At 67.1% G+C, this 1,162-nt stretch carries 2 protein-coding genes; both read left to right on the top strand.

The genetic code is table 11. The annotated features are described in order from the left end of the window. Positions 1-155: 155 nt before the first annotated feature. Positions 156-575: a winged helix-turn-helix domain-containing protein gene (locus ACFWBN_RS40005; protein WP_385186760.1), complete on the top strand. Its 420-nt coding sequence runs from the start codon at positions 156-158 to the stop codon at positions 573-575. Then, positions 572-1,162: a transposase gene (locus ACFWBN_RS40000; RefSeq protein ID WP_385186757.1), complete on the top strand. Its 591-nt coding sequence runs from the start codon at positions 572-574 to the stop codon at positions 1,160-1,162. The genes ACFWBN_RS40005 and ACFWBN_RS40000 overlap by 4 nt, the downstream gene beginning before the upstream one ends.

The following is a 1,162-nucleotide window of genomic DNA, read 5'->3' as shown; positions in this document are numbered from 1 at the left end:
TACTGATCTTTTCGTAAGTTCAGTGGGTGTGGTGGCCGTGTGGGTGGGAGGCTGTCGGGGTGGCTTATCAACCTTCCTCTTCGGCTGCCGGCTCCTCCCTTCCTCCGTTGTCGCGGCCTCAGTTGGCGGAGGCACGTCGTGTTCGGGCAGTCGAGTTGTTCGAGGACGGTGTCTCGAATGCGGAGATCGCGCACGCGGTGGGGGTGTGTGCCGAGAGTGTGCGGCGTTGGCGGCGGGTGTGGGAGCAAGGCGGTGCTTCGGCCCTGCGGCGACGGGCAGCCACCGGACGCCCACCCAAGCTGGACGACACCCAGGTCGAGACGGTCCGGGCCGCGTTGGAGCAAGGTGCCCAGGCGCATGGTTTCGAGGCCGACCTGTGGACCCTGGAACGAGTCGGCACGGTCGTCACCCGGGCAACGGGGGTGGTGTTGTCGAGGGCGTCGGTGTGGCGGCTGCTGACCGGCCGGCTCGGATGGAGCCTGCAGCGGCCCGAGCGGCGGGCGGTCGAGCGGGACGAGTCGGAGATCGCCCGCTGGATCGCGCACGAGTGGCCGCGCATCAAAAAGGGGCCGTGAACACACGTGCCTGGATCGTCTTCCTCGACGAATCAGGCGTCTCCCTGCTCCCTCAGATCCGCCGCACCTACTCGCCCCGAGGACGGACTCCGCTCCTGCGGCACCGCCTGAACTGGAAGCGCGCGTCGATGGCCGGGGCTTTGGGTTACCACTCCACCGACCCCGATCGCGGGGCCCGCCTGTGCTTCCACCTCAAGCCCGGCAGCTACGACACCGCCGGGCTCATCGAGGTCCTGGAGCAGATGAAGGTGTTCTACCGCGGCGAGCGGGTGGTCCTGGTCTGGGACGGCCTGTCCGCCCATTGGAGCCGGGCGATGCAGGCCTGGGTCGCCGAGCAGGACTGGCTGACCCTGGAGCGATTACCCGCCTACGCTCCCGAGCTGAACCCGGTGGAGCTGCTGTGGTCCTCGCTCAAGAAGCGTGAACTCGCCAACCTCGCCGGCGACCACCTCGCCGATGTCGCCGACGCCACCGAGCAAGGCATCCACCGCATCAACACCAACCCACAACTGCCATGGTCATTCCTCGCCCATACCGGCCTGACCATCCACCCACCACACCAACTGAACTTACGAAAAGATCAGTAG

Source organism: Streptomyces sp. NPDC059989, assembly GCF_042736975.1.
Taxonomy (GTDB): domain Bacteria; phylum Actinomycetota; class Actinomycetes; order Streptomycetales; family Streptomycetaceae; genus Streptomyces.
This window is presented reverse-complemented; position numbering and strand designations above follow the sequence as displayed.